This is a genomic window from Prevotella sp. SGI.167 (assembly GCF_050313615.1).
Lineage (GTDB): Bacteria > Bacteroidota > Bacteroidia > Bacteroidales > Bacteroidaceae > Prevotella.
Window position 1 is genome coordinate 1 of record NZ_JBNPLT010000088.1, and the last position, 1,688, is coordinate 1,688.

Genomic DNA, 1,688 nt, shown 5'->3' on the forward strand with positions numbered 1-1,688 from the left:
TATCTTTTAGTTATCTATTAATACCATTATCCCTTGAAAGGTAAACATGGTAGACTATTCTCTCCAGTTTATGAACTATGTTACTTCTGAGAGTTTGAGACATAAATTCGTTTTGTATATTTACCAAGTACGAACAAAGTAACTGGGCAAATCCAAACCTCCTTTGTGAATCCCTCTAAATTGGAAACCTTGTAGGTAGCACCACCAAAGATTCTGTAATATTGTCTGGTAAGACAGATATCAGTAGATTCTTTCTGTTCGTAAGATACACGTACAGTGACCAATCTAGACTTGAATGTCTCCAACAAATGGTTAGCTCCTGCAACCATCTGCAAGTTATGATGGTGTCCAGCCCAAGGCATTTTAATATACCATAGGTTATCACTCTCTTTTTCGAAAGTAAGAACATACTGACGAGTGCTCAAAGATTTCACCATAGCCTTTACTAAAGTGGCAAACAATTTAAAATAATTCATTTTTGTTTAAACGTTTTATTAAATTCTACAAAAGTTTCGTTCGTAATGAAATTAGGTAGCAATAAGCTTCTTCGTTTCTTACAGCATCAAATCCTTGATGGTTGTACCATTCATGAATCTGCTTAAATCTACCCTTTCTCCAATACCATGCAAATGTCCGGTTTCTGAATACTGCCAGATATTGCACTTTCCTCTGCCGTCGATAGAGGGTTGTCGGGAGTTATAATTGGCGATGAAGAGATAATAGCGATTGAACTTCGCCCCCATCTCCTTATTATAGAAGCTCTCGTTGCTATAGATGATAGGATACTTGCCATAGTGTTTCTTCACCAAGTCAGCAAACACCTGTATGCTATCCTGCAGCTGTCGTCCCTTCCATCTTCCCTGGATGCCTTTCTCCTCCACATCCAATACAGGAATCAAGTCCTGCTCACTCTTCTTCACCATCTTTTGGAAATCCCGGAACTGAGCAGTTGCAGAAGAGCCGGCAGACATCAGATGATAAGATCCTACCTTCAACCCATATTTACGAGCCAGTCTGATATTTCGGCGATAATGTCGATCCACATATCCCTTACCATGTGTAGCTCTGATATAAACGAACTTGATTCGCTTATTCTTCGCAATTTCCTTCCACTTGATAACTCCATTGTGTTTCGAAACATCAATGCCGTCATATCCGCCACGAGTATAAGGTTGCCCTTTCAATCTATCAACGAACACATCAGAATAAGATGAAACGATGCCTAACCATCGCTTCACCTTATATGGCGACACCACATACATGATTCCCAGACCAATACCAGCCAATACGACCAGGCTGCCTAAGGAAACCAAAGTGTATTTTAATCCTTTCTTCATTACATTTTATTTTTTAGTTGTTTTCAGGGGAACAAAGATAGTGAATTTATCCGAAACAGCATAGAAAGTTGGGGGGTAAATGTATGAAATAGGGGGCTGGAAGTACGAAATGACAAAACAGCTACCTGACATTACTCATCAAGTATCCGTTTTAAAGATTCTATCATTTCCTGAATTGCCTTTTTCAAAGGTTTCTATAATCCACCAAATCTGATCGGCATCAACCTCAAAATAATGATGAGCTATGATATTGCATAGATTCCATCCCGTTCTATTCTTGATTTAAAGAAAGGATTCATGTTTTTGTGAATACGCACTACATCAACTGAGCACTTGAACAAGCCCTCTAAG

At 38.9% G+C, this 1,688-nt stretch carries 2 protein-coding genes; both read right to left on the minus strand.

Going from position 1 to position 1,688, the window contains the following annotated elements:
* Window positions 1–80: 80 nt before the first annotated feature.
* Window positions 81–476, minus strand: a complete 396-nt coding sequence (locus ACQRBJ_RS15925) for a DUF6717 family protein (protein ID WP_445304216.1) — start codon at window positions 474–476, stop codon at window positions 81–83.
* A 78-nt stretch (window positions 477–554) separates the two neighbouring features.
* Window positions 555–1,337 carry a glycoside hydrolase family 25 protein gene (locus ACQRBJ_RS15930; protein WP_445304217.1) on the minus strand — a complete coding sequence of 261 codons (783 nt, stop codon included), beginning with the start codon at window positions 1,335–1,337 and terminating at the stop codon, window positions 555–557.
* Window positions 1,338–1,688 lie beyond the last annotated feature (351 nt).

Coding starts and splice junctions, on each gene's coding strand:
- ACQRBJ_RS15925 (WP_445304216.1), bottom strand. CDS start 476: ATGAATTATTTTAAATTGTTTGCCACTTTAGTAAAGGCTATGGTGAAA.
- ACQRBJ_RS15930 (WP_445304217.1), bottom strand. CDS start 1,337: ATGAAGAAAGGATTAAAATACACTTTGGTTTCCTTAGGCAGCCTGGTC.